This is a genomic window from Sphingomonas sp. PAMC26645, assembly GCF_004795835.1.
GTDB lineage: Bacteria > Pseudomonadota > Alphaproteobacteria > Sphingomonadales > Sphingomonadaceae > Sphingomonas.
The window spans coordinates 2,438,456-2,460,559 of the sequence record NZ_CP039249.1 but is presented as its reverse complement, the minus strand read 5'-3'; the positions used below and the strand labels follow the sequence as shown (position 1 = coordinate 2,460,559).

Genomic DNA, 22,104 nt, shown 5'->3' with positions numbered 1-22,104 from the left:
TTCAGAACGCGAAGATCTTGCCGGGATTGAACAGGTTGTGCGGGTCCAGCGCATGCTTCAGAGTCCGCATCAGATCGACCGCATCGCCCAGTTCCGCGACCAGCCAGTCCTGCTTGCCGATGCCGATGCCGTGCTCGCCGGTGCAGGTGCCATCCATCGCCAGCGCCCGCTCGACCATCCTTGCGTTGATCGCCGACACCTCGGCGAGCTCCGCCTCGGACTCCGGATCGATCGAGAAGACGACGTGGAAATTGCCGTCGCCGACATGCCCCAGGATCGTTGCTGGGACCGACGACGCCTGCAAATCGGCCTTGGTCTCGCCGATGCACTCCGCCAGGCGGCTGATCGGCACGCACACGTCGGTCGCCCAACCCACTGCGCCGGGACGCAGATTGACCGCCGCGTAATACGCCTCGTGCCGTGCCTTCCACAGCTTCGAGCGTTCCTCGGGCAGATTCGACCAACGGAAGTCGCCTCCGCCGTTCGCCGCCGCGAGTTCGCGCACCGTCTCGGCCTGTTCGTTGACATAGCTTGGCGAGCCGTGGAATTCGAAGAACAGTGTCGTCAGTTCGGGATAATCGAGCTTCGACCAAGCGTTGACCGCCTTCATCTGCATGTCGTCGAGAATTTCGACGCGCGCGAGCGGCACGCCGATCTGGATCGCCTGCACCACCGTATCGACCGCGCCGTTCAGCGTGTCGAAGCTGCACACCGCGGACGAGATCGCCTCGGGAATGCCGTGCAGCCGCAGCGTGACCTCGGTGATGATGCCGAGCGTCCCCTCGGAGCCGACGAACAGCCGCGTCAGGTCATACCCCGCCGCCGACTTGCGCGCGCGGCGGCTGGTGCGGATCTCGCGGCCGTCGGGCGTCACCACGCGCAGACTCAGTACCGCCTCGCGCATCGTGCCGTAGCGCACCGCGTTGGTTCCGCTCGCCCGCGTCGCCGCCATACCGCCGATCGTCGCATTGGCGCCGGGATCGATCGGGAAGAACAGCCCCAGGTCGCGGATATGCTCGTTCAGCTGTTCGCGGCGGACCCCGGCCTGCACCGTGCAGTCGAAATCCTCGGCGTTGATCGACACGATCTGCGTCATCTCGGACAGGTCGACAGAGACGCCGCCGTGCACCGCCAGCGTGTTGCCCTCGATCGAGGTGCCAGCCCCGAACGCCACGATCGGCACCTTGGCGGCAGTACACAGCTTGACGAGATCGACCACCTCCTCGGTCGATCGCGCGAAGACGACCGCGTCGGGCAGCATCGGTGCGAAATGCGCCTCGCTGCTGCCGTGGTGGAGCCGCATCGCGTCGCTCATCTGGAGCGCGTCGCCGAACCGCTGCTTGAGCGCCGCGACGAACGCGGCGTCGAGCGGTGCGCGTTCTATGGGATCGAAGTGCATGGTCATCCTAGAACCGGAAGCTCGCGCGCACGCCGTAGCGGCGGCGGTCGCCCTGGATTGCGAGGTTCGACGCGAGCGGCGCGAGCCCGGCGCGAACCAGCGCCGACTTGTCGATATAGCTCTCGATGAACTTGGTGTTGAACAGGTTCGTGCCGAACGCCGTGATGGTCAGGCCGCTGGAGAAACGAAAGCCGAGCGACGCATTGGTGATCGCATAGGCCGATAGTTTCGGCGCGACATTGGGGTCGAGCGAGGAGCCGATGCGGCTGCCCTTGCCGAAGATCCCGGCGTCGAGCAGCACCGCATTGGCGCCGACCGGCACGATGTAGGTCGTATTGAAGTTGAAGTTGTAATCGGGCGTGAAGATGATCCGGTCGCTCGATACGTGGACGCCGGTGGTCGCGAAATACTGGCTGTCGTCGGTGATGCGGGCATGGAGATAGGACGCGCCGGCATCGATCCGCCACTGGTTCGTCACGCGCAGGTGCGCCTCCACTTCGGCGCCGTAGCTTTCGACGGTGCCGGTGTTGAGGTTGATCGCGACGAAGCCCCCGCTGGTGTTGGGCGCGAGCGAGTTCTGGCCGATGAAATCCTTGTAGTCGTTGTAGAACACGTCGGCGTTGATCGTCAGGCGGCGGTCGAACGCGTCGAACTTGGTGCCGAGTTCGTAGGTCCAGACATTGTCGCCCTTGTAGGTCGCATTCTCCGGCCGCGTACCCGGACCGTTCTGGCCACCGCCGCGGATACCCTTGGCGACCGAGGCGTAGCTCATCACCGCCGGTGTCCAGTGCTGCGTCAGCGTGACGCGCGGCTGGAACTGGTCCTTCTTGTACTCGGGCGCCGTATACGGCGTGATGCCGTTCACCTGGCTCGCGACCAGCTTCTGGTGATCGTAACGGCCGCCTACGGCGAGATCGAGCGTGCCGACTTTCAGGAACGCGGTGGCGAAGATCGCGCGGGTGTCGTTGCGGACATAGGTCGACGACGGCGTGGTCGAGGCCGGCGCCGGGAAGGTCGGCCCCAGCAGCGCACGGAAATCGATCGTCGTCAGCTGGTCGCTCGTCTGCGTGTAGCGGTTGCCGTACAGCCCGATCAATGTCGAGAACGCGTCGCTCCACTGCGTATCGAAGCGCAGTTCGGCAGTCTTGGTCTTCAAGGTCGAACCGCCGCGGGTGCGGAGCAGGTCGACGGGGCCGAAATCGCCGTCGTTGATCCCGGCGACATTCTTCTGGTTGTAGGCGCCGATCGCAGTGATCTTGGTCTTGAGCGAGGCGGCGTCGAACTCGCCCTTCACGCTCGCACCGTAATAGTCGATCACCGCGCGGTTCAGGACGTTGGTCGCGCCGTCGAGACGGTAATCAGTCGGCCCGGCGACATGAATATACGACGTGCTGCCGCCTGCGGTCTGGTCGTAATTGCCGTTGACCGTGAACACCGCCCAGTCGGCCGGCGTGAAGCGCAGCGTGCCGCCGACGCTCTGCTGCTTCAGCGGATTCATGTCGCCGATCGTCAGCGTGTTGCGCATGAAGCCGTCCTGCTCGTGATAGGACGCACCGATCCGGAACTGCAGCAGGTCGCGCACGATCGGCCCGCTGACCGAGCCCGAGACTGACGCATAATTGTCCGTGCCGGCGACCGCGGCGTCGAACCGCCCTTCCCATTCGTTGCCCGGCTGGCGTGTGATGACGTTGATCGCGCCGCCCAGCGTGTTGTTGCCGAACAGCGTCCCCTGCGGCCCGCGCAGCACTTCGATCCGCGCGACGTCGACGATCGGCGAGTTGAGGTACGACGTGTTCGGCTGATAGACGCCGTCGATGAAGATCCCGACGCCCGGCTGTACCGTGTCGATCAGCGTCGTACCGATGCCGCGGATCGACACGAACGCGCGGCCCACGCTGTCCGAATTGATGTTGAGGCCCGGCGTGTAGGACGCGACGTCCTTCACCGTGTTGACCTGGAGCTCCTTCAGCCGATCGCCGGTGATAGCGGTGACTGCAATCGGCACATCCTTCAGCGACTCCTGGCGCTGGCGGGCGGTGACGACGATGTCATCGGAGCTGACGGGCGTTGCAGTCTTGGCCGTATCGGCGGCGTCCTGCGCGAAGGCCGGTACCGTGGTGAAGGCGGCGGCGGCGCATCCTGCGGCGAGCAATGTCTTGAAGCGCATTGGATCCTCATCCCTGTAGAGCGCCGATCCATCGCCGGCTACTTCTAGGATTAGAGCTATCCGATAGCTCACCTGTATGAAAGGTCCAGTGCTATGCCGTCCGGCTCGCGTGCTTCGCCGATCGGTGCGCTACCAGCAACTATAGCCGCCGTCGGCGAGGACGATGCTCCCTGTCATCAGGCTTGCCGCATCCGAGGCCAGAAACGCAACGATCGACGCGACCTCTTCGGGTTCGCCGAGACGGCCCTGCGGCGTGCCGTCGATCCAGCGCTTGTACATTTCGCCCTCGCGATCCGCGAAGCTGTTGAGAACGGTGTTGATGTAGGTTGGCGCAACCGCGTTGACGCGGACGCCGCGTGGCGCCCATTCGGCAGCGAGGCTCTTGGTCAGCTGATGCACTGCGGCCTTCGATGCGTTGTAATAGCTCTGCGGCTGCGGTCGGTTGACGATGAAACCGCTCATCGACCCGACATTGACGATAGCACCCTTCCCCGCCGCCAGCATGTGCCGGCCAAAGGCGCGCGCGCACCAGAAGGTGCCGTTGAGATTGACGTCGAGTACGTTCAGCCAATGCTCGTCGGCGACGTCTTCCGCTGGGGTTTCACTGCGCGCGATGCCGGCATTGTTGACGAGGATGTCGATCGCCCCTCGCTGATCGGCGACCGTGGTGACGCGTGCTGGGTCGGTCACGTCCATCGCTATGCCGTCGACCGCATAGCCCTTGTCCGCGAGCGCTGCCTGTCCGGCTGCAATCGCCGCCTCGTCGCGGTCGGTGATCGTCACGTGCGCGCCCATCTCCGCCAGCGCTTCGGCACAGGCGAGGCCGATCCCCGCCGCGCCACCCGTCACGAGCGCACGGCGGCCGGTCAGCTTCTGTCGTTCGAGATACATCGTCGGTCCTCAGGGCAGGAAGGGTGCGGCCGGCATGACGGGCTCGTGCCGCGCCTCCTGCCGGACAAGCGAATAGACCTGCCGCGTTTCGGCATCGAATTCGCCCCAGGGCAGGCGGCCGTCGGTGGCGAACCGGATCCACAGCGCGTGCATCCGTTCGGCCAGATCCTGCGGCGGGTTGGGTCCGCACAGACCCTGCTCGCCGGTCACGCAGGCCAAGGCGTCGAACACGAACGGCAGCTCCATGCCGTGCGACGCGCCTAGCTCGCCGCCGAACATCGGCGAACGCCAGTCGAACTCGTACATGTGCGTGCGCCCCTTGTGCGCTTCCGCAAATCGCCGCGCGGGCCAGCGAAAGACGAGATCGTTCATCGCGTCGGTCAGCGCCTGTCCCGGCTTCCTGCCCTTCGTGCCGATCCCGTAGGCCTTCAGCACCTTGCGCGCATGCGGTTGCGACTTGTAGAGGACATAGGTCGCCAGCAACCGCCCGATCTTGTCGCGCACACCGGTGGGGACGAGATACAGGTTCATCTCCTCGGCATTGGTGCCGATCAGCAGATCGACCTCCGCGCCAGCGTCGTTCGCCAGCGCATCGAGCGGACGCTCCGGCAGCACGTCGTCGCCGTGGACCGGGACGAAGCGGCTGATTCCGAACACCGGTTCGTGGCCCGCCTCGTCGCGCAGATCGATCCGCGCGGTCGGTGCGGATACCGCCTCGACCGCGTCGATCAATGCGTCGTACGGCACGCTGCTAAAGCCGGTCGCGTCCGGGGTGATCTTCAGGATCTTCGCGAGCTTCTTCACCAGTCGCTGCATCACCGGGACCGAGCGCGTCATCCCGCCATGCCCGCTCTGGACGATCGCGCGCCGGAACAATCCCCTGGCGAGCGGCGAGGCGATCAGGTCGGCGATCGCCATGGCACCCGCGGACTCACCAAACACCGTGATGTTGCCCGGATCGCCGCCGAACGCGGGTATCCCGTCCCGTACCCACGTCAGCGCCGCGATCATGTCGCGCAAGCCCAGGTTGGTCGAAACACCCGGGATCGGCAGGAAGCCGTCCACGCCCATCCGGTAATTAATTGCGACGCAGACCACGCCATCGCGTGCGAACGTGCTGCCATCCTGCACCGGCGCATCCTTGCTGCCGATCACGAAGCCGCCGCCGTGGATGAACACCATCACCGGCAGGCCAGTCCGGTCGTCATCGGGCCGCCAGATATTCGCCGTCAGATACTCGTCGCCCGGCGTCCAGCCCTCGCCGATCAGCGGTACGGTATCGAGGCCGGGAAACGCCTTGGTCCGCTGCGGCGCATTGGGGCCGGCCACCGTCGCGTCGCGCACGCCTTGCCACGGCACGACCGGTTGTGGCGGCGCGAACCGGTTCGCACCCACCGGCGCCGCGGCGTAGGGCACGCCGAGGAACCGCCGCACGTCGCCTGCGGCACTCCCCTGCACGATACCGTCGGCGGTCGAGACGATGGGTTGGCTCACGATGTTCTCTCCTCCCGATCCGCAGCCGCGGTCGGAGGACAAAGGTAGCAGCCCGGCAACGCACGTCGCGAACTCACGTTATGCGCATCGTTGCTTTTATCGTGCAGTCCGGTGGGCCGACGAGCGCCCGCGTTACCAGGCCCCGGTCCCGGTCGCGCCCTGCTGGTATTCGGCGATGCGCCGTCGGGTCGCCGGCGATGTTGTCTCCGGCAGGTCGCCCAGCGGGAACCAGCCCGCCTGTTCGATCTCCCGCAAGTCGGCGCGGGCGAGAACACCGCTCGCCCCGGTTCGCACGACGAAGATCACGATATGGTCGTCCTTGCCCTCCCCGCGACTGTGATAGATGCCGAGTACCCGCTCGATCACCGGGTCGGCGATCGCCACTTCCTCGGCAAGCTCGCGCATCAGCGCAGCGGCGATACTCTCGCCCTTCTTCACGCCGCCGCCCGGAAGATACCAGTGATCGACATAGGTGTGCCGTACCAGCGCGACCCGCCCGTCCCGGTCCAGCAACAACGCACGAACACCGATCGTGCGCGGCTTGGCGATCCGCCAGACCAGCCGCGCCACCTTGCCGATCAGTCGATGACGTACACCCACGCGCTTATTCCCCTGCTTGTGATCGACTCGTCCCAAGATACCCAAGAGCCTGGTTTTACGCGCGATGTCGTTAGGAGGCACAGCCAAGCAGCGGACGGGCACAGCGAAGCCCTTTGTAGCTCGCTCCGACCGCAGGCAGATTACAATCGCATCGCCGTCATTCTGATCACGGGAGCAATCCGCACCGATTTCAATCAGTGGCGATGGAAAGTGGCAGGGCCGATGACGCGACTTCGACGGGCGAACAATGTTGCCGACCTGCGCCTGATGGCGCGCAAGCGACTGCCGCGCCCGATCTTCGACTATATCGACGGTGGCGCCGACGACGAGGTATCGCTGCGCCGAAACGTCGATGCGTTCTCGCACTACGAGCTGGTGCCGGACGTCCTGAACGACGTCTCGGCAATCCGGACCGGGACGACGCTGTTCGGACAGCCATCGCGCTGGCCGCTGATGCTGGCGCCGACCGGCCTTACCCGCATGTTCCACGGCCATGCAGAACTCGCCGTGGCACGCGCTGCCGCGCGACACGGCATCCTTTACAGCCTGTCGACGATGGGAACGACGCGGCTGGAAGACCTTGCCCAGGCATATGCCGGGCCGAAGGTCTTCCAGATCTATATCTTCAAGGATCGCGGCCTGACCGCGGAGTTCGTCGCGCGCTGCCGGGACGCAGGTTTCCACGGGCTGGCGCTGACCGTCGATACGCCCGTCGCCGGCAACCGCGAGAGAGACCGGCGCAGCGGACTGTCATTGCCGCCAAAGCTGACGCTCAAGTCGCTCATGAGCTTTGCGCGTCATCCCTCATGGTCGCTGCCCGCGCTCACAGGATCGAAATTCGATCTCGCGAACGTCAGCCACAAGATCGACGCGCTCGCATCGGGGCCAATGAGCCTGTTCGACTATATCGGCGGCCAGTTCGATCGCTCGGTCGGTTGGCGCGAGGTCGAATGGCTTGCCCGCGAATGGAACGGCCCGCTCGCGATCAAGGGCGTAATGACGCCGGAGGACGCGCGCCGGTCGATCGCGTCGGGCGCAACCGGCGTGATGGTCTCCAATCACGGCGGTCGCCAGCTCGATGGCGCACCTGCGCCGATCGACCAGATCGCCGCGGTACGCAACGCCGTCGGCGATGCGCCGGACGTCATCTGCGACGGCGGCATCAGGCGCGGCTCGGACATCGTGAAGGCGCTGGCACTGGGAGCGACCGCCTGTTCGATCGGGCGCCCCTACCTGTACGGCTTGGCGGCAGGCGGAGAGGCAGGGGTCGACCGCGTATTGACGCTGCTCACGGAGGAGTTCGAGCGTACGATGACCCTGGCTGGCGTGAACGATATCGCGGCCCTGGCCCCCCGCCATGTTCGGGTGAACCGCGCCCAGGCGAAATCCGTCGGCACCTCCTGATCGTCATCGTTCTCACGTCTGACGTGATCCAGGCATTGTCTGTGGCTGCCAACCTATCGGACGGAGCCTTCCAGGGCATACGCTGAACTTCTCGCCTCAGTCTAAACCGTGATCGGCCCCTAGCACGACCATCCTTGACATATATCCTTCTGGCATATTAGTAATATGCCAGAAGGATATATGGGTGCGATATGAACGAGACTGAGTTTCTCGATGGATATGATCCAAACCCGTACGAGCGCCCATCGGTTGCGGTCGATCTGATCCTGGCCAGCGTCGTTAACGGCAGGCCCGCCGCGTTGCTCATGCAGCGTGCCGAGCATCCTTGTCTCGGCGCGTGGTCACTGCCTGGTGGGTTCGTCGGCATCGACGAGAGCCTCGATGCCGCGGCACACCGAGTGCTCGAAACAAAAGTGCGGATGGCGGACGCGTATATCGAGCAGCTCTACACGTTCGGTGCTGTCAAACGCGACCCGCGCACCCGGGTGATCAGCGTCGCGTACTTCGCACTGCTTCCCCCTGCCCGCTTCGCAGCCGCGCTGAAGGCGGCGCCCGACCTTACATTGGCCGAACTCGTCGTCCCCTGGTCCGGCGAGACCGGGGGTCCGGTCGAGGCACGATCGCAGGACGGAGACGCGCTGCCATTGGCGTTCGACCATGCCGACATGCTCGGGCTGGCGATGCTGCGACTGCGCGGCAAGCTCGATTATTCGGACGTCGCCTTCGCGCTTCTCCCCGAACGCTTCACGCTGAGGGCGCTGCAGGACGTCCACGAGACGATCCTCGGGCGATCGCTCAACAAGCCCGCCTTTCGCCGCCGCATGCTCGCCACGAACACGCTGGTGGCGACCGGCGAACGCGAAACCGGTGCGTCGTTCCGTCCCGCCGAACTCTTCCGCCACCATTCGACACAGGAGTAACCGTCATGGCCTCGATCAAGAACCTCGGTTTCCTCGCGCAGTTGCGCAGCGATGCCAGCAACCACGTGATCCGCTACCGCAGCGGCAAGGTGAAGCAGAGCGGGCGCGGGCTGGTCTTCTGGTTCCGTCCGGAGACCGCGAGCATCGCCGAGCTGCCGATGGACGACCGCGAGATGGCGATATTCGTGAAGGGTCGCAGCCAGGATTTCCAGAGCGTGGCGATCCAGGGCACGCTGACCTGGCACGTCGCCGATCCCGAACTGCTCGCCTCGCGCGTCGACTTCAGCCTCGGCCTGCTTACCGGTGCCTATAAGAGCGAACCGATCCAGCGGATCGAGACCCGGCTCGCGGGGCTGGTCAACCAGGCGGCGCTGCAATATCTCGCGCAGGGCTCGGTGCGGGCGCTGCTCGATGCCGGTCCCGAGCCGCTGCGCCACCAGCTCGAAGCTGCACTCGCCAACGATCCGGCGCTGAACGAGATCGGCATCGCGGTGACCGCGGTTCGCCTGACCAACCTCGCGCCATCGAGCGAACTCGAACGCGCGCTCCAGACCCCGACCTTCGAGGCGCTCCAGCAGAAAGCGGACCAGGCGACGTTCGAACGCCGCGCGCTCGCGGTCGAGAAGGAACGCGCGATCGCCGAGAACGAACTCGCAAACCGTACCGAACTCGCACGCCGCGAGATGCTGCTTATCACGCAGGAGGCGGAGAACGCACGCAACCGCGCGACCGGCTTGGCCGAGGCACAGCAGGTCGAGGCTGGGGCGGAGGCCGAGCGCATCCGCACGGTCGAGAGCGCCAAGGCGGAAGCGGAGCAGGCGCGGATGACGATCTACCGCGACCTGCCGCCCGGGGTGATGCTCGGGCTCGCGGCGCGTGAGCTGGCTGGCAAGCTGGATACGATCGAGCATCTGAACATCACGCCCGACCTGCTCGCGACCGTGCTGGACGGGTTTCGTAATGCCCCGACAGCGCACACTGCGCTGCCCCGCTGATGGCGACCAACGCCCCGCGCGCGGTCTTCGTCACCCGGGAGACCGACTATGACCTCCTGCTCGCGCGGCACGCCACGCGCGGACAGGCGAAGTTCTTTCTCGATACGCGGGGCCAGGACATCGACGTGATCGAGGATCGGCACCGCCGGTTCCACGCCACGCTGCACGAAGCGCGCTCGCTCGTTCCCGACGACTGGCGCCAAGCGAGCGTCGCTCGTGCCGACCTCGATCGATTCCTGTTCGGCCCCGAGGACGTGATCGTCGCCGTCGGGCAGGACGGGCTGGTCGCCAACGTCGCGAAGTATCTTGATGGGCAACCCGTGCTCGGGCTTAACCCCGCTCCCGATCTGTACGACGGCGTCCTGGTGCGCGTGCCGCTCGCGCGCCTGTCTGCGTTGCTGCCGGCGAGCGTCGCGGGTGCGGCGCCGGCCGAGCAGCGGACGATGGTCGAGGCGCGGCTGGATACCGGTGAAAGGCTGCTGGCGCTGAACGAGGTGTTCGTCGGTCATCGCAGCCACCAGTCGGCGCGCTACCGGATCACCTGCGGCGACCAGGCCGAGGACCACTCGTCAAGTGGGCTGATCGTTGCGTCGGGGACCGGCGCGACGGGCTGGGCACGCTCGATCATGGAGGCGACGCATGCCGCCCTCCCGCTCGATCCGCAGGAGCGCGCGGTCGGCTTCTTCGTACGCGAACCCTTCCCCAGCGTGGCTACCGCGACCTCGCTTCGTGCCGGCAAGCTCTCAGGGATGCCGCTCGCGGTCACGTCGCGGATGAACGACGGCGGGGTGATCTTCGCGGACGGTGTCGAACAGGACTTCTTCGCGTTCGACTGGGGCCGCGGCGTCACCATCGCCCCCGCCACCCGCACCCTTCATCTCATTACCGGTTGAGTCGTTCGGCACAGTGTTCGCTCAAGGCAAGCACGGCTGCCCGAGACAACGACCTTTGTGCTGGTCAGCTCGAGACGTCAGTAGCGGTAACGCAACACGGCCTTGCCACCCGGTGGCAGCAGCGGCGACCAAGTAGAAGTTCCGTCGATACGACGAACCTCCTCGCCGTCGGCTTCGATCGCCTGGCCCGCGGCGCCAATCGCCACGTCTAGCATCACGGGAAACAAGTTGCCGTTGCTCGCCGTCACGACGGCCTCGTGCGAACCCGCGGTTCCTGATGCGAGCGCCCCCGGCGGGCTCAGCACGGCGACTGCCTGGGTTAGCGTCACACGGCTACTCACGCCGGCGGCCAGACGAACCGTTTCACCAATAGTGCGGTCGCCGATCGTCCCCAAACCCAGGAGCAATCGCCCCCCTGTCTGCTCCGCGTAGAGCGCAGTGCTGCCGGCGGGCAGCGGCACGCCCAAGCTGTGCTGTTTATCGTTCTTCAGCACCAGCACGATCGACGTCGGCACACCGTCGAGTTGTTGCCCGGGATACACGGCGCGCCGGTAGCGCCGTTCGACCGGCACCGCCTTCTGAACGATCAGGGCAACCTGCTTCTGCCCCCGGGCCGCGACGGTGGTCGGCATCGGCACGCGGTACAGCTTGAGGTCACCCAGGTCCTCGGGTGGCGGTGGTGGCGGCGGTGGTGGTGGTGGCGGTGCCGGAACCGGCGCAGATAGCGCGAACTCCATGACTCGCGATCCGGTTACCACGATCTCTTCGGGCAGCTCGAATTGCTTTTGCCGTAGGTCGGAGGTCGTGGTGCCGAGCGGGTAGCAGACCAATCGCAGCGCACCAGCCGTCGCAGGGATCGCCGGAACCGCGACGCGGTTGAGCCGGCCTGCGACAGCCTGAACGTCCGCGTTCGCGAAGATCTCCGGATTACCGTTGGCGAGAGTCAGCCAAGCGAACAGGTCGACCGTGCGACCGTCGGCGGCAAGCGACGTGACGTAGCTCGCGCGCCAGTCGAAGCCCGAGGACAGATAGGAGAGTCGCACCGTGACCGTGCGCGCCGTCGGGCTAGTCGTCGTTACGCTCAGCACCGGCTTGCTCGATAGGCTCGTAGGCACCCGCGCGAAGTTCAACCGCTCGGCCAGACCCGAACAGCGCAACGCCTCGATCCCGGCAGTCGTGCGCAGGATAACCCCCGGTGTCGGGCCCGCAACGATCGTCGCGGGTTCGCTCACCAACCTTCCGCTCGCCTTGTCGGTGCGGATCAGCGTCACCTCGCGACCGAGCGTACCATCGACCAGAGAGGCGGGCGACAGCAGGCGGGCGTCGCGGTTCTTTTCGATCGTGCCGCCAGGTAGGCCGTCGACAATCGCGCTGACAGGGACGATCCCCTCCGCCACGCCCTCGAACCGGATCACTGCGGATCCCCGCGGCAATCGTACGCGCCGGGTCTCCGTCACCAGGGCGAAGCCACCGAGATACCGCAGGTTCATCGCGCCCTTGCCGTAAGGCGAGCGGTATACCGTCAACGCGACGTGATCGGGCGCGGACGACGTAACGATGGCCGTGCGGGTCTTCGCTTCCGCCCCTCCCGACAACAACACGCCCGTCAACAGCGCGAGGAGCAGCCAAAGCCGCATCAGTAGCGGGTGTCGAAGGTCACAGTCACCGTCGCGGTGCCGTTGGCCGGCACCGGGACTTGCCACGTCATCTTGCCGGCGTCGCGACGCTCACCCTTGGCGCTATCCGCAACGACGCGCACATCGCCCCCGTCGAGACCGCCCTGCACGAGTTCGACCGTCACCGGTCGGCCGCGCGCATTGGTCAGCGTATACCGCATCGCCGTACGCCATCGGCTATCACCCTGCCGCGTACGCGATACGGTGGTCGGCCGCACCTTCACGTCGAAGGCATCTCCTGTTGGCAGCGCGATCGTCGATCCTTGGGGAGTATGCTCGATACGGTTCTCGCCCGTAAACTGTGGTTGGCCACGCGCGTCCCGGACATAGACCCGGACCACGCCCGCTGGCAGCGCGTCGCCGAGGCCGGCCGCGCCCGAGTTGCTGAAACGGAGCACCGACTGCGCGCTTCGTGGCTCGTCGGAGCTGCCCAGCCAGCCATTCTCGAAACGATAGCCCGCGCTTGCCGCAACGCCCTTTGCGTCGAGGAAACTGACCTGCTTGGTCTGCTTGTCGGCGATCGTGGTGCGCTCGGCCAAAGGGTACAGATAGAAGTCGCCGATCTGTCCGCGCGCGGTGCTTTCGGTTCCGGGCATAGTTGTCGTCATGCGGCGGCGGCGCGGCGTGTAATTGCCGTCCCCGTCATCATCCGTGCTGCCGACCTCGCCAGCGACCAGCAACGTTCTGGCGTTGCCGAACGTCGTGCCGCTGGTGTTCTTCAACGTCACCCAGCCTTGAACGTCCACTGTCCCGCTCTTGTCGTCGAACAAAGCGACATAGTCGGCACTCCAGCCTAGCCCGCGGCTCAGGTAGGACAGCGTGGCCGGCCGCGATCCCGCACGCGTGCTGGCCAGCGTCACCGACAATGTCGGACGTGCTCGCAACGCATCGGGCACCCGGTCGAAGATCGCGCGCACGGGCAGTCCGTCGTCGCGCAACACCTCGACATGACCGTTCACCTCGATCACGACGCCGCCATTGACCGCCAACACTTTCGCACGGTCGCGGGTCTCGGCGCCGGTAGCGGGGTTGGTGCGCACCAGCGTGATCGTCTCGCCTACCGCTTTCTCCATCAGGCTCGACGGGCTGAGCAGATCATAGTCAAAGTTCTGCTCGACGATCGCGGCATCGGGCACCGTCAGCGATACCGTCTCCGGCCGGATCGACGCGCTCACGTCGGGAAAGCTCTGCCGCACCCGCCCGTCTGCCAGGGCCAGCGACCGCACGTCCTGCACCAGCGCGACGTCGTTATTGTAGATGGTGACCGACACGTCCCCCTGCGCGCTACCTGCGGTCGGCGAGTCGGCGGGGGGCGGCAGTTGTTGGGCGCTCGCCGCCGTCGATCCGAGCAGCATTGCCAGCCCATACGCTCGCCAGATGTTGTCGCGCACACCATTCTCCCCTGAGCGCGCGACAATGACGCGGTCGGATCGGAAGGGCAATGCGACAATGCCCCCCGCTAAGCGCTGGCGAGGCGTGGGCTCGTTGGTCGATCCGTGATCAAGCAGAAGCCCAATCGACTCCCGATGGCGCTGAACAGAACGTACGGAATCTCGAATTGCGCCGGGCCTCGTCGAACTGGCTCAAGGGGTTAGCCGCCCAGGCCTCTGCTCCAGGTCTGCAGCCCGCCCGACGCTCTGCGATCAGCGCTCCCCGGAATGTGGCACGGGGACCTTGCCGGGGACTTCATGACGACGGTGCGTCGTTGCGAAAGTGGGATAGTCCCGACAAGCGGATTGGCGACCGACACCGCGGAAGCGTTTGTTTACGACCGAATCCTGACAGCTCTCGACCGCCGCCGGAAAGGGCTTGGCCGGGCGCTGACGACCGCCCTGCGCGAGACGCGTCACGATCCGAACCTGCCCGAACTATTCATCGCAACAGCGGATGGCCGGGCGCTGTATCCGACCTTGGGATGGGAAACTTTATCGACCTATCGACGGCATCGATCCCAATGGTCTGATTGCGGCCCCTGGCGGATAGCGGACCCGACGTTCAATCTGGCGGTTTTCGTTCAAGACTAGGTATCGAAAATCTGATCAAGCCAACAAGGCTCGTACTGACGAGGTGGCGCCCCGACCAGGCCTCATCGTCTTCCCCCTCCCATGACAGCAACATATGTAATTCCCGGAGCAGTTTAGCGCCAATTTCCGCAGACTTCGATGGACTTTACTTTGCGGACAGCTAGCCACGCGCTCAGTTTTGAGAGGACGTAATTATGGGCGAACGGGTCGGGATCGCAGTGATCGGACTGAATGGCGCGGTGGCCACCACCGCGGCCGCGGGGATCGCGATGATCCGCGCGGGGTCGAACGACCTGTCGGGCCTGCCGCTCGCCAGCCGCGACGTCGACGGCATGGCGGCATACCGCGATCTCCATTTCGGTGGCTGGGACCTCAGCCATGACGACCTCGCGACCGCCGCGCTGAAGCACGGCGTGCTGAGCGAGAGCGAGCTCGCCAACGGGGCGTCCAGCCTGTCGGACATGCGGCCCTGGCCCGCCGTCGGCTCGACCGATTTCTGTGCGAACATCGACGGCGCCAACAAGATCGCCGCGCCCGGCCACCGCGCCGCGGTCCAGCATATTCAGGACGATCTCGCGCGCTTCAAGACCGAGCAGAATCTCGACCGCGTCGTGATGATCAATCTCGCCTCGACCGAGCGCAAGGCCGATCTCGGTGCGGACTCGCTGACCAGCGTCGAGGGCTTCGAACGCGGTCTCGACAGCGACGACGCGGCGATCAGCCCGGCGATGCTCTATGCCTACGCCGCGATCGCCAGCGACACGCCCTATGCCAATTTCACGCCATCGGTCGCCGCCGACGTGGCACCGCTCGCCGAGCTGGCCCGCCAGCGCGGCGTGCCGATCGCCGGCAAGGACGGCAAGACCGGGCAGACGCTGTTGAAGACGGTGATCGCGCCTGCGCTGCGCGATCGTGCGCTGCATGTCGATGGCTGGTTCTCGACCAACATCCTCGGCAATTCGGACGGGCTCGCGCTCGACGATCCCAAGAGCCTCGCCTCCAAGGTCGACACCAAGAAGTCGGTGCTCGACCAGATCCTCGGCTATCCGGTCGAGGATCACATCATCATGATCCATTATTACAAGCCGCGCGGCGACAACAAAGAAGCGTGGGACAACATCGACCTCACCGGCTTCCTCGGCCAGAGGATGCAGCTGAAGCTGAACTTCCTGTGTAAGGATTCGGTGCTCGCGGCGCCGCTGGCGATCGAGATCGCGCGCTGCCTGGCACTGGCGCAGACGCGCGGCGAAGGCGGCGTGCAGGACCAGATGGGGATCTTCTTCAAGATGCCGCAGACCGCAGACGGCGGCGAGCCGATCCACGCGTTCGGCGAGCAGCAGTTGATCCTCGACACCTGGCTCGACCGCCGGTGACGCTGGATGCGGCGCATCTGCCGCTGCTGCGCGAACTCGGCGACCTGAAGCGGATCCGCTCGGCGGACCGCGACGGGTCGATCGCGGAGCGGTTGTTCGCGCGCGGGTGGGCGGCGCTGGCGGCGGGTGAAGATCCCGCGGTTGTGATGCGTCGTACCGTCGCGGCCGCGCTCGCCGCGGCACGACTGGGTGATCTGGACCGCGCCACGCTAGCCGAGCTTGGTCTGTCCGGTGCGGAAGCTTGCGCCGTGCTGGAACGCGGGTTCGATGAGGTGGCAGTGCTGCTCGACCCGGCGCTCGCGGCGGACCTTCGCCGTGCACTGCCGGAGGGCGCACCGGCGGCGGGGCCGGTGCCGCGGTTCGTCATGCAGCTCGCGACACAACCGCGCGCGGGCGTCACCTGCCCGGGTCGGCCACGCCTGCTGCTCCAGCCGCCGGAGAACCATGCCGAGCACTGCTTGATCGTCGCGGTGTATGGCGTGCTCGCGGCGCCCGGTTACGGCGCCGATCCGGCGGAGGTGTTCCTCGCGTCGATGGCGCATCATTTCCACAATGCGGCGATGCCCGATGCGGGGTTCACCGGCGAAGTGCTGCTCGGCGACCTGCTCGACCGGGTGATCGACGCCGCGCGCGAGCAGGCGATGGCGATGCTCGATCCGGCGGTCGCGGCGCAGGTTCGCGCGGCGATCGCGCCGATCGCCAGCGACACGACGCCGGCGGCGCGCGCATTCCATGCAGCCGACGTGCTCGACCGGGTGCTGGAGATCGAACAGCACACGCGCGCCGCCTCGGCGACGATGGACGCCGTGCTGCACACCTACGAACTCGTCCATGCCGGCCCGATCAAGACGTTCCACGACCGCGTGCTGGCGGACGTCGGCCTGTTGTGACCTACCGCTCGCCCGTCACCGGACGGCCACTCGTCGCCGACACGCCGCATTCGCTCGCCGCGGTCGGAGAGCGCTGGCCGGTGGTCGATGGGATCCCCTATCTGCGGACCGACAGCGAGGGGCTGGTGGCGGTGGCGCTCGACCATCTCGACGCAGGCTGCCCGGACGATGCGCTGGTTGCGTTGCTGACCGATCAGGATGCGTGGTGGACGGGCCCCGCGACCGATCTCGGCGAGCTGAAGCAGTTGGTGCGCGAGCGTGACACGCTGTCGTTGCGCGCGGCAATGGGGTTGCTCCGGATGGGGCCCGTGGCGGATTACTTCGCGCATCGCTGGAGCGATCCGACGTACCTCGCCGGGCTCGCGCTGGTCGAGGCGCATTGGCGGCAGCCCGGGACCGGGTTCGAGTTGGCGTGCGGCATCGGCCACTATCTCCGCGAGCTGGCAGCGCGAGGCGTCGCGTGCGTCGGCGCAGACGTCGTGTTCTCGAAATGCTGGCTCGCAAAGCACTGGGTCGCACCGGCCGCGGAGTATGTCGTGTTCGACGCTGCCGCGCTGTGGCCAATCGAAACGCGGAAGTTTTACTTGGTCGCATGTCACGACGCCTTCTATTTCCTGCCCGACCAGCCGCGGATCGCCGGGCTGTTGCGCGAAGCCGTCGCACCCGGCGGCGTGCTTTCGGTAAGCCATCTCCACAACGCCGCCGTCTCTGGCGGGGCAATGGGACCGGCACGCGCAGGGACCGAGTGGGCGACGCTGTTCCCCGATGCCGTCGTCTATGATGAGCGCGAGTTGCGCCGTGCGTTGCTTGCGGCGGATTCGCCTGTGGCGACCGCGTGGTCCGACGATCCGGCGATCGAGGCGTGGTCGATCGTCGAGGCGGACGGCGTCGAGGCGGACGGCGTCGAGGCGGACGGCGTCGAGGCGGACGGCGTCGAGGCGGACGGCGTCGAGGCGGACGGCGTCGAGGCGGACGGCGTCGAGGCGAACGGCGGCGCTGCGCGTGCGCTTACCAGCGGGCTGGTGATGCCGGTCGTCGATGCGGTCCTGCAACCGAACCCTTTGCTCGATGGCGAAGCGCCGCGCTGGCCCTCCGATCGCTACCGCGCGGAATATGGTGAGGCTGCCACATGGCTCGCGGACTCCGGCGATGCGGCGCGAAATCGTCGCGTCCTCGACCTGCCGGCGCGGTGGTGAGCATGCGCTGGGGCATCGTCGGCTTCGGCTGGGTCGCACGCGATTATATGGCGCCCGGCATTGCCGCGGCGGGCGGGACGCTGGTCGCGATTGCCGACCCCTCGCCGATGGCGCAGGCCAGCGCGATGTCCGGCGGCATCCTCGCCTACGATACCGCCGAGGCGATGCTGGCCGATGCCGCGCTCGACTGCCTCTACGTCGCCACGCCCAACAATCTTCACGCCGACCCGGTCCGCGCGGCCGTTGCGGCGGGCGTGCCGGTGCTGTGCGAAAAGCCGATCGCCGCAACGCTGGACGATGCCGAGACGATCGGCGCGGCGGTTACGGGACATCTCTACGGTACCGCGTTCGACCAGCGTCACCACCCTGCTCACCGCGCAATGGCGCAGGCGATTCGCGACGGGGCGATCGGCCGACCGATCGCGGTACGGATCGTCTACGCCTGCTGGGTCGATCCGACGTGGTCGCCTTCCAGCGAAGGCGGCGGCTGCAACTGGCGCGCCGATCCAGCGGCCGCGGGCGGCGGCGCAGTCATCGACCTCGCGCTCCACGGCCTCGATCTCGCGGCGATGCTGGTCGACGAACCGCTCGCGCGCCTGCACATCGACCTGCAGCGGCGCATCCACGACTATCCGGTCGACGATGGCGGCATCCTGTCGGGTCGCACCGCTGGCGGCATCCTGGTGCAAAGCCATGTCGCCTATAACTGCCCCGAGGTGCTGCCCCGCCGCCGGCTCGAGATCCTGGGCGAGGACGGCCTGCTCGTCGCGACCGACACGATGGGCCAGACCAAGGGCGGCACCGTGATCCGCCGTTGCGCCCGCACCGGGGAGGAAGCCGCCCTGCCCTTCGATGCCGCGCTGTCGCCATTCACCGCGCAGGCCGCCGCGTTCGCCGCCGCCGTCCGCGGCGACGCGCATGATTTCTCGATTCACAGGGACCTGTCGCTCATGCGCCTTTTCGACACCGCCTATACCGAGGCGCGATCATGCCTCTGAGCTGGTATGCCTGCGCGCATTGCGGCTTCTGGCAACGACATTTCGCGCCCGCTGATTGCCCGGTCTGCAACGATACGCGCAACGACTTGCCCGAGGATGGCTGGTGTTTCCTCCCCGAGCACGACGTTGCCGCAAGTCATGACGGCAGTTGGCGACAGGTTGCCGATGATCTCTGGGCCTTCACCACAACGCCGCATCTGGGGCTCGGCGGCACCGGCTGGCTGATCGTGCGCGAAGGCGGCAACATCGCGTTCGAAGCCGCGCCCTATTACTCCCCCGCGATGCTCGAACAGATCGAACGGCTAGGCGGCATCCGCTATCTCGCGGCCAGTCATGCGCATGGCTATGGCGCGCTGTTCCAGCTCCAGCGCGACTGCACCCCTGAGATGCTCGCGATCCACAAGGACGACCTCGGCATGACCAAGGCGTTCCGCGTCACGACGCCGTATGACGACGTGCTGGAGATCGCCCCAGGCTATACGTTGCATCACGTCGGCGTCCATTACGAAGGCCAGGCGGCACTCCACGATGCGGTCGGCAAGCGCCTGTTCTGCGGTGACATGTTCAAGATCGACCAGGACGCGGCGGGCGTCAGCCACGCGATCTCGAGCCACAAGGCGTTCCACAAGGACATCCCGCTAACGCATGGCGAGATCCGCCAGTACCGCGACGTGATCGCACCGCTCGCGTTCGACGCCGTCCTGACCCCGTTCGAATATGCCCCCGAAGTCGGTCGCGACGTCGCTGTCGCCGTGCTCGACGAGGCGCTGGCCCGTGCGCCGGGCGTGAAGAGGATTCCGCTATGACCCGCACCATTACCGGTCTTCCCGAGCAACTCGGCGCAGCCTGTCACCTCTATCTCGACGCCTTCCCCGCCGGCGACATCGTCGCGTTTCCGATCGACGGCATCGACCGCGTCGGCATCCCGGTCTGGGTAGTCGCGTTGTTCCCGGAGACCACGGACCTCGACGGCATCATGCCGTACGGCGTCGGCTATGGCGCGACCGACGAGGCCGCGATCCTGGGTGCCTTGGGCGAAATTGCCGAGATGGTTTGGCCGACGCTCACCCTGTCGGCGCGCGGCAAGACGCACGGCAGCTATGCCGACCTCGTCCGCGGACGCGGCGAGCGTGGGATCGCCGATCCGCTGACGCTGTGCCTTCCCGCCGGCTCCCCGGTCGGCCGCGAAACGCCGCTCGATTGGGTCGAGGCCAGGCGTTGGGCGGACGGTTCGAGCGTCCTCGTGCCAATCGACCTCGCCGCCTATTCGGCGAAGGAACTGGCGCCCGGCTACGTGCCGTTCACGACGATAATCTCCAACGGGATGGGCGCGGGGCCGGACCTCGACTGGGCGATCGGCCACGGCCTGTGCGAGATCCTCCAGCGTGACGGCAACGGCCTGCTGTTCCGCGCGCTCGACCGCGGCGTCGCGATCGACCTCCCCGAAAGCCTGCCCGCCGAGATCGGCGACCTGATCAACCGGTTCGCCGCCGCCGACGTCCGCGTGATCCCCAAGTTCGCGACCGACGAGTTCGGCCTTGCCAACGTCTATTGCGTCGGTGTCGATGCGCGCGAGCCAGCAGTGCCGATCATGGCGACGGCGTGCGGCGAGGCAGCGCATCCCGACGCGGTGCAGGCGCTGGCCAAGGCGATCGCCGAATACGCCGCCAGCCGCGCGCGCAAGGCGTTCGCACACGGCCCGATGGCGCTTGCCGAGACGATAGCGCCACGCGGCTATATAGACCGGTTCATGGCGCAGGCCAGTGGTGCCGCGAAATCGAGCGACGGTCGCGCCTTCACCGAGATGCAGCGCTGGACCGATGTCGACGCCGCGACGCTGCGCGCATGGCTCGCCGACACGATGCTGTCCGAGCGCAGCCGCCGCGCCTTTGCCGACCTGCCTCGCGCGGACGTGCCCGATGCGCGTGCCCGCGGGCGACTGGCAAGGGAGGCGGTCGAGGCGGCCGGCTTCGACATCCTCTACGTCGACATGTCCCCCGCGGATGCCAGCGTCGCGGTCGTCAAGGTGATCGTGCCCGGCATGGAGGTCGAGACGATGAGCTATTACCGGATCGGCGAGCGCAACGTAGCCAAGTTGGTCGCGCTCGACAGCCCGATGATCAGCTTCGGCGGCGAAGAAAGCGCATCCCGCCGGCCCGTTCGCCTCACGGAGGAAGCAGTCGCGCGGCTCGGCGGCCAGCCGTTCTTCGATACCGTACTCGCGGACGAAATTGTCGGCCCGCTTTATCCGCTCTACCGCGAGCCCGAAGCGCACCACGTCGCCTGGTCCGACCAGGGACTCGAAACGGAGGCGGCACGATGACGCTCCGTTTCGCGTACAACACCAACGGCGCGGCCAACCACCGGCTCGACGATGCGCTGCATCTGATCGCCGACGCGGGTTACGACGGCGTCGCGCTGACGCTGGATCATCACCACCTCGATCCCTTCGCCGACGATTGGGCGCGGCACGCGGAGCGGGTCGGCGCGCTGCTGCGGTCGCTCGGGCTGGGGTCGGTGATCGAAACCGGCGCGCGCTATTTACTCGACCCGCGCGACAAGCATGAACCGACACTGGTCACGGCCGACCCCGCGGGTCGCGACCGCCGCGTTGCTTTCCTCGCCCGCGCGCTGGAGATTGCGGCGATCCTGAACGCCGAGACCGTGTCGTTCTGGGCCGGCGTGCCAAAGGCCGGTGTCGCGCATGGAGACGCGCTCGACTGGCTCGATGCGGGGCTCGGCAAGGTTGTCGAACATGCAACTCGCACCGGCATCCCCGTCAGCCTCGAGCCCGAGCCCGGCATGCTGATCGAGACCGTCGCGGACTATGCGCGGCTCGCGATCCGCCACCCGGACCTGCGGCTAGCGCTCGACACAGGCCACTGCCTCGTCACGCAGGATATCGCCCCCGACGCCGCGGTGCACGCCTATGCCGATCGTCTCGGCACCGTCGCGGTCGAGGACATGCGCCGCGGCGACCATACGCACCTCCCGTTCGGCCAAGGCGACATGGAGATTCCCGCCATCCTCACCGCGCTGAAATCGATCGGCTTCGACAAACTGGTCTGCGTCGAACTATCGCGCGAGAGCCCCCGCGCGCATCAGGCCATTCCGGAATCGATCGCCTATCTTCGTGCGGCACTTGCCTGATGAGGATCTGCTTCGTCTCGCGCCGCTTCTTCCC

At 66.7% G+C, this 22,104-nt stretch carries 19 protein-coding genes; 12 read left to right on the top strand and 7 right to left on the bottom strand.

The genetic code is table 11. From position 1 onward, the window contains the following. Position 1: 1 nt before the first annotated feature. From E5673_RS11470 to E5673_RS11450, 5 genes are all read right to left on the bottom strand, one after another. A complete protein-coding gene (locus E5673_RS11470; protein ID WP_136190105.1) occupies positions 2-1,405 on the bottom strand; it encodes an FAD-linked oxidase C-terminal domain-containing protein in 1,404 nt (467 codons plus the stop codon). A 1-nt stretch (position 1,406) separates the two neighbouring features. Further along, entirely contained in the window at positions 1,407-3,566 is a 2,160-nt protein-coding gene (locus E5673_RS11465; protein ID WP_136190104.1) for a TonB-dependent receptor, read from the bottom strand. Positions 3,567-3,695: 129 nt separating this feature from the next. Continuing rightward, the gene (locus E5673_RS11460) at positions 3,696-4,457 is read right to left on the bottom strand and encodes a glucose 1-dehydrogenase (RefSeq protein ID WP_136190103.1); all 762 of its coding nucleotides are present in this window, start codon (positions 4,455-4,457) and stop codon (positions 3,696-3,698) included. Positions 4,458-4,466: 9 nt separating this feature from the next. Continuing rightward, the gene (locus E5673_RS11455) at positions 4,467-5,951 is read right to left on the bottom strand and encodes a carboxylesterase family protein (RefSeq protein WP_136190102.1); all 1,485 of its coding nucleotides are present in this window, start codon (positions 5,949-5,951) and stop codon (positions 4,467-4,469) included. Between the two features lie 132 nt (positions 5,952-6,083). Beyond that, positions 6,084-6,551, bottom strand: coding sequence for an NUDIX domain-containing protein (locus E5673_RS11450; RefSeq protein ID WP_136190101.1), 468 nt, complete (start codon positions 6,549-6,551; stop codon positions 6,084-6,086). Positions 6,552-6,773: 222 nt separating this feature from the next. On the opposite strand from E5673_RS11450, the gene E5673_RS11445 reads away from it, so the two are divergent. The 4 genes from E5673_RS11445 to E5673_RS11430 all read left to right on the top strand — a co-directional run bounded on the left by E5673_RS11445 (position 6,774) and on the right by E5673_RS11430 (position 10,763). Beyond that, the gene (locus E5673_RS11445) at positions 6,774-7,955 is read left to right on the top strand and encodes an alpha-hydroxy acid oxidase (RefSeq protein WP_136190100.1); all 1,182 of its coding nucleotides are present in this window, start codon (positions 6,774-6,776) and stop codon (positions 7,953-7,955) included. A gap of 191 nt (positions 7,956-8,146) precedes the next feature. Continuing rightward, the gene (locus E5673_RS11440) at positions 8,147-8,875 is read left to right on the top strand and encodes an NUDIX domain-containing protein (protein ID WP_136190099.1); all 729 of its coding nucleotides are present in this window, start codon (positions 8,147-8,149) and stop codon (positions 8,873-8,875) included. A 5-nt stretch (positions 8,876-8,880) separates the two neighbouring features. Next, positions 8,881-9,870 (top strand): SPFH domain-containing protein, encoded by a 990-nt coding sequence (locus E5673_RS11435; protein ID WP_136190098.1) that lies wholly within the window; start codon positions 8,881-8,883, stop codon positions 9,868-9,870. Then, positions 9,870-10,763, top strand: coding sequence for an NAD(+)/NADH kinase (locus E5673_RS11430; protein WP_136190097.1), 894 nt, complete (start codon positions 9,870-9,872; stop codon positions 10,761-10,763). The genes E5673_RS11435 and E5673_RS11430 overlap by 1 nt, the downstream gene beginning before the upstream one ends. A gap of 77 nt (positions 10,764-10,840) precedes the next feature. Here the strand turns inward: E5673_RS11430 and E5673_RS11425 are convergent, their stop codons facing one another. Both E5673_RS11425 and E5673_RS11420 read right to left on the bottom strand, forming a co-directional pair. Beyond that, positions 10,841-12,400: a hypothetical protein gene (locus tag E5673_RS11425; RefSeq protein ID WP_136190096.1), complete on the bottom strand. Its 1,560-nt coding sequence runs from the start codon at positions 12,398-12,400 to the stop codon at positions 10,841-10,843. After that, positions 12,400-13,794 (bottom strand): DUF4139 domain-containing protein, encoded by a 1,395-nt coding sequence (locus E5673_RS11420; RefSeq protein WP_136191474.1) that lies wholly within the window; start codon positions 13,792-13,794, stop codon positions 12,400-12,402. Before E5673_RS11420 ends, E5673_RS11425 begins: the two co-directional genes overlap by 1 nt. A 381-nt stretch (positions 13,795-14,175) precedes the next feature. Here E5673_RS11420 and E5673_RS11415 point away from each other — a divergent pair, with 381 nt between their 5' ends. The 8 genes from E5673_RS11415 (at position 14,176) to E5673_RS11380 (ending at position 22,070) form a co-directional block, all read left to right on the top strand. Beyond that, entirely contained in the window at positions 14,176-14,463 is a 288-nt protein-coding gene (locus tag E5673_RS11415) for a hypothetical protein (protein ID WP_136190095.1), read from the top strand. Between the two features lie 194 nt (positions 14,464-14,657). Further along, entirely contained in the window at positions 14,658-15,836 is a 1,179-nt protein-coding gene (locus tag E5673_RS11410) for an inositol-3-phosphate synthase (RefSeq protein WP_136190094.1), read from the top strand. Continuing rightward, positions 15,833-16,726, top strand: a complete 894-nt coding sequence (locus E5673_RS11405; RefSeq protein ID WP_136190093.1) for an HD domain-containing protein — start codon at positions 15,833-15,835, stop codon at positions 16,724-16,726. Before E5673_RS11410 ends, E5673_RS11405 begins: the two co-directional genes overlap by 4 nt. After that, on the top strand, positions 16,723-17,922 hold the full coding sequence (locus E5673_RS11400; RefSeq protein WP_136190092.1) for a methyltransferase domain-containing protein: 1,200 nt from the start codon (positions 16,723-16,725) through the stop codon (positions 17,920-17,922). The genes E5673_RS11405 and E5673_RS11400 overlap by 4 nt, the downstream gene beginning before the upstream one ends. A gap of 2 nt (positions 17,923-17,924) precedes the next feature. Next, on the top strand, positions 17,925-18,920 hold the full coding sequence (locus tag E5673_RS11395; RefSeq protein ID WP_136191473.1) for a Gfo/Idh/MocA family oxidoreductase: 996 nt from the start codon (positions 17,925-17,927) through the stop codon (positions 18,918-18,920). Then, positions 18,911-19,726, top strand: a complete 816-nt coding sequence (locus E5673_RS11390; RefSeq protein ID WP_136190091.1) for a hypothetical protein — start codon at positions 18,911-18,913, stop codon at positions 19,724-19,726. The genes E5673_RS11395 and E5673_RS11390 overlap by 10 nt, the downstream gene beginning before the upstream one ends. Continuing rightward, positions 19,723-21,243: a YcaO-like family protein gene (locus E5673_RS11385; protein WP_136190090.1), complete on the top strand. Its 1,521-nt coding sequence runs from the start codon at positions 19,723-19,725 to the stop codon at positions 21,241-21,243. The genes E5673_RS11390 and E5673_RS11385 overlap by 4 nt, the downstream gene beginning before the upstream one ends. Then, a complete protein-coding gene (locus E5673_RS11380; protein WP_136190089.1) occupies positions 21,240-22,070 on the top strand; it encodes a sugar phosphate isomerase/epimerase family protein in 831 nt (276 codons plus the stop codon). The genes E5673_RS11385 and E5673_RS11380 overlap by 4 nt, the downstream gene beginning before the upstream one ends. Positions 22,071-22,104 lie beyond the last annotated feature (34 nt).

What these genes read in the sequence shown, in the direction of transcription:
- E5673_RS11425 (WP_136190096.1), bottom strand. Translation starts at nt 12,400, where the DNA reads ATGCGGCTTTGGCTGCTCCTCGCGCTGTTGACGGGCGTGTTGTTGTCG.
- E5673_RS11385 (WP_136190090.1), top strand. Translation starts at nt 19,723, where the DNA reads ATGACCCGCACCATTACCGGTCTTCCCGAGCAACTCGGCGCAGCCTGT.
- E5673_RS11430 (WP_136190097.1), top strand. Translation starts at nt 9,870, where the DNA reads ATGGCGACCAACGCCCCGCGCGCGGTCTTCGTCACCCGGGAGACCGAC.
- E5673_RS11470 (WP_136190105.1), bottom strand. Translation starts at nt 1,405, where the DNA reads ATGACCATGCACTTCGATCCCATAGAACGCGCACCGCTCGACGCCGCG.
- E5673_RS11420 (WP_136191474.1), bottom strand. Translation starts at nt 13,794, where the DNA reads ATGCTGCTCGGATCGACGGCGGCGAGCGCCCAACAACTGCCGCCCCCC.
- E5673_RS11440 (WP_136190099.1), top strand. Translation starts at nt 8,147, where the DNA reads ATGAACGAGACTGAGTTTCTCGATGGATATGATCCAAACCCGTACGAG.
- E5673_RS11460 (WP_136190103.1), bottom strand. Translation starts at nt 4,457, where the DNA reads ATGTATCTCGAACGACAGAAGCTGACCGGCCGCCGTGCGCTCGTGACG.
- E5673_RS11435 (WP_136190098.1), top strand. Translation starts at nt 8,881, where the DNA reads ATGGCCTCGATCAAGAACCTCGGTTTCCTCGCGCAGTTGCGCAGCGAT.
- E5673_RS11390 (WP_136190091.1), top strand. Translation starts at nt 18,911, where the DNA reads ATGCCTCTGAGCTGGTATGCCTGCGCGCATTGCGGCTTCTGGCAACGA.
- E5673_RS11445 (WP_136190100.1), top strand. Translation starts at nt 6,774, where the DNA reads ATGACGCGACTTCGACGGGCGAACAATGTTGCCGACCTGCGCCTGATG.
- E5673_RS11410 (WP_136190094.1), top strand. Translation starts at nt 14,658, where the DNA reads ATGGGCGAACGGGTCGGGATCGCAGTGATCGGACTGAATGGCGCGGTG.
- E5673_RS11395 (WP_136191473.1), top strand. Translation starts at nt 17,925, where the DNA reads ATGCGCTGGGGCATCGTCGGCTTCGGCTGGGTCGCACGCGATTATATG.
- E5673_RS11465 (WP_136190104.1), bottom strand. Translation starts at nt 3,566, where the DNA reads ATGCGCTTCAAGACATTGCTCGCCGCAGGATGCGCCGCCGCCGCCTTC.
- E5673_RS11380 (WP_136190089.1), top strand. Translation starts at nt 21,240, where the DNA reads ATGACGCTCCGTTTCGCGTACAACACCAACGGCGCGGCCAACCACCGG.